Annotated in this window: 3 protein-coding genes; all 3 read right to left on the bottom strand. The window is 58.8% G+C overall.

Features of this window, described 5'->3' with window-relative positions:
• On the bottom strand, positions 1 to 974 hold a 974-nt coding region (gene pilV, locus QMM04_RS22000; protein ID WP_282997042.1), incomplete at its 3' end, for a shufflon system plasmid conjugative transfer pilus tip adhesin PilV.
• A gap of 12 nt (positions 975 to 986) precedes the next feature.
• A complete protein-coding gene (locus tag QMM04_RS21995; RefSeq protein ID WP_282997041.1) occupies positions 987 to 1,925 on the bottom strand; it encodes an ATPase, T2SS/T4P/T4SS family in 939 nt (312 codons plus the stop codon).
• 42 nt (positions 1,926 to 1,967) lie between these two features.
• Positions 1,968 to 2,471: a type 4 pilus major pilin gene (locus QMM04_RS21990; RefSeq protein WP_282997040.1), complete on the bottom strand. Its 504-nt coding sequence runs from the start codon at positions 2,469 to 2,471 to the stop codon at positions 1,968 to 1,970.
• Positions 2,472 to 2,638: the final 167 nt, after the last annotated feature.

Here is a 2,638-nt window from a genome sequence, read left to right as displayed (position 1 = left end):
GCGCTGTCGCGGCTTACAGAGCCCCAGGTATCGCAGGATGTGCCGGCAGTGTTAACCTGCTGCAGCTTGATAATGCCGCCGATAATCGCATCGTGACTGGCCCGCAGCGTGCCATTCGCCGTCACGTCATTACCAGCCGTAATATTGCCATTCGCCGTCATGCTCCCATTAGCTGTGACGTTCCCTGACGCTGCGATACTGTTGCTGGAAGTTATGTTCCCGTTCGCATTGATGGTCCCGTTCGACTGAATGCTCTGCGTCGCGGTCAGGCGCGCGGTATTCACGTCAGCAGAGGCGTTCAGCGTCTGAGTACCGATGGTTTTGGCGCTGCTGATGTCGTTGCTGCCCATGTTCAGCGTGGTGCCCATGGTATTGAGCTCGGGATGCCCTGCCACGCTGTGACGGTACAGATAGTCGTTAACCAGCGCGCCGTTGGAGTAGAAGCCGGCAATCACTACGCTGCCGTCGCCCGGGTTATAACCGCCAAACGCGGACAGGTTTTCCTGCCAGCTCCCCATCGCCCCTTTGGCCACGCCGTTCTCAATGTAGCCGCCTTCTGCGCCAATATGATTTGCCAGCTTGCGGGCGTCGCTCAGAGACAGCGCTGAGCCACCGGTGAGGAACGTCATGGTATGGAATTTATTCGTCGCCGGCTGAAAAATCAGCGTGCGATAGGTTGCCGTGTAGGCATTGGTAGGGGCGTATCCGTCAGGCAGATAACCCGCCGTGATGAGCATCGGCACCGTCAGCGTATAGCCCGCTGAGGCGCTGCTGCCGGCGGCGATGGTGGCCTGCTGATCGGCAATGTATCGATTCACCGCCTTCTGTACCGTCATGGCCTGTCCTGCCGCCACGTTCATCCGGTACTCTTCCGCTGCCCACAGGGCAAGCGGTATCAGCAGCGTCACCACAATGGCGGCCACTACCCCGTATGCCACCGTCGCATCCGTAATCTGCGCAATGCCCCGCTTCATCTTGTTCACGGTTTAGTCCTTAAAGTCATAGGAAATGGAATCAAACTGATCGTCAAAGTTGAACTGGCCGGCGGCAATCTTGGACCGGATGGTGGCGGCGGAACTTGCATGCCGCAGGTTAAAGCCGCTGATGTCCACCTGACGCCTGTTGCTGGCAGGGTTCAGGCGCATCTTCTGGTGCGCCAGAACGTACAGGGTACTGGCCACGTTCGCCCGCGCATTCGGGCTGACTTCTTCACAGAACATCACGTAACGCTCCAGCGCTTCCTTCAGCGTCGCACCGTGGATGGTCGACACCACAAACATGCTGAGTGAGGCTTTAAGCACTTCGTGCGCCGTGGCGCCGTCGCGGATTTCGCCGAGCAGAAACGCTGACGCGCCCATGCGGTAGGCCTTGCGCGTCGCGCTGGCATAGCCTTCGTTTTCACCCACCTCCAGCTGGATACAGCGCCCGTCACCGTGACGCCCCTGCAGCAGGGTTTCGGCGGGATCCTCAATGGAGACGCCAAGGTGCCCGGTCACTGCTATCCGGTGGCTCAGGGTGGCTGCCGCGGTCGTGGTTTTACCCGCGCCCATTTCACCGGCAATCAGCACCAGCCCCGTCGCGCCCGGATGTTCCACGGATTTGCGCAGCGGCGTACTGAGCGGAATATCCATAAAGTCGAACAGGCTGGCCGGGGTCTGTCGCAGGACCATACTGGTCCGTCCCATCAGATCGCGTGAAAGCGTGACACGATAAAGGCGTCCGTCATAAAAGCAGGAGAACTCATTGCGCCCCGTTTCCTGATGTCGTTGCTCACAGAGCGTGCGCAGCGCCTGCGCATCGGCGATCAGCGCATCCGGTACGGGTATCAGTAAGCGGGAGGCGCCAACCAGTCCTTTAATTTCGGCGTAGTCTTCACCGAGGTAGAGATCGATAAAATCGCTCTCACTGAGCACTGTGGCGGTCATAGTCGTTCCGGATAAGAGCCGCCGCAGAGCGGCGGCAGGTCGTTAAGACTTGGTGGTAAAGGTCAGCGTGTTATCACCGTCCACGCAGGCAGCCGCGGCATTGGCCGCGGTGACTTCGGCGGTGAACGTCGTGTTATTGATTTTGGTGGAGGAGAGGTCAGCGGTGCCGATGCTGCGCGCAACCTTCACGCAGTCACGCTGCGGCAGGCCCGCGTCGGTCACGATGAAGCCCACCCCGTTGCCTTTAACGGTCAGCTGGCCACCCGATTTGTTGTAAATCAGGTTGTTGGTGATGGTGTAGCTTTTTGAAATGCTCCCGCCTTTCACCAGCGCCGGCACGTAATCATCGGTGCCGTAACCGCTGGATGATCGGAGGTTGCGCGTTTCGTTCATGACGGTGGTCACGAGCGTGACCTCGCTCGTGCTGTTTACGTAGAAATAGGCCAGCGCCCCGGCGGCCACCACCAGGCCGATAACCACAATCATGATGCCAAGCGAACTGATGGAGTCAGTAATGTTCGCAATACCCTTTTTTAACGTCTTCATTTCATCACCTTTAAGGAGACATACGGATGGACGCCGCGCGGCAAAGGCCGCACGACAGTTTCGGAAAGTTAACGGGACAGAGAAGCGGACCGGCGGTCCGCTCAGTTGAAGAAAAAGGCTTTCTGGATGAGGCCGAACATGATGAGCATCAGCGCGGCCACCATCAC

This window comes from Pantoea sp. Pa-EAmG (assembly GCF_030024295.1).
GTDB lineage: Bacteria > Pseudomonadota > Gammaproteobacteria > Enterobacterales > Enterobacteriaceae > Pantoea > Pantoea dispersa.
This window is presented reverse-complemented; position numbering and strand designations above follow the sequence as displayed.